Below are 539 nucleotides of genomic sequence, written 5' to 3'. Positions count from 1 at the left end.
AGGATCAGTTTTTACTGCAAGGCTTTGGAGGTTACAAGACAAGCATTTTACGATCATCTCAGCCATAAAAACGCCCCCTGGAAGTATCAGGCACTTGCAGATGAAATGATGAAGATCCACGAAGAAGACCAATATAATGACTGCTACGGCAGAGAGCGTATGTATCTTGCATTGCAGCAGAGAAAGGATGCCGGGAAAACTGACATTGACATTCCATGTGAAGCTACTGTACGCAAGGTCATGGTGCAGATAGGATTGATACACAAGCCTCGCAGAAAGCCAAACGGGATAACCAAAGCGGATCGGCTTGCTCGAAAATCGGATGATCTTCTCAGACGTGATTTTTACGCAGACAGGCCTTTGAAAAAAGCTGTGACCGACATAAGCGAGGTGAAGGCAAAGGATGGAAGGCTCTATGTTTCAGTGATATTTGACTGCTTTGATCTGATGCCGCTGGGGATAGCTATTGAAGATAATATGAGAGCTTCGCTCTGCTGCCATACTCTTGAAAACGCAAACAAATCATATCCTGATATAAA

The 539-nt window shown here is 44.3% G+C and carries 1 pseudogene; it reads left to right on the top strand.

What is annotated here, in order from left to right:
* Positions 1 to 539: pseudogene (locus DW793_RS14415) on the top strand (IS3 family transposase); the annotation flags it as partial.

Source organism: Ruminococcus sp. AM31-15AC (assembly GCF_003462045.1).
In the GTDB taxonomy this organism is placed as follows: Bacteria; Bacillota; Clostridia; order Oscillospirales; family Ruminococcaceae; genus Hominimerdicola; species Hominimerdicola aceti.
Note: the sequence above shows the minus strand (reverse complement) of the source record. Positions and strands in the feature narration are given on the sequence as shown.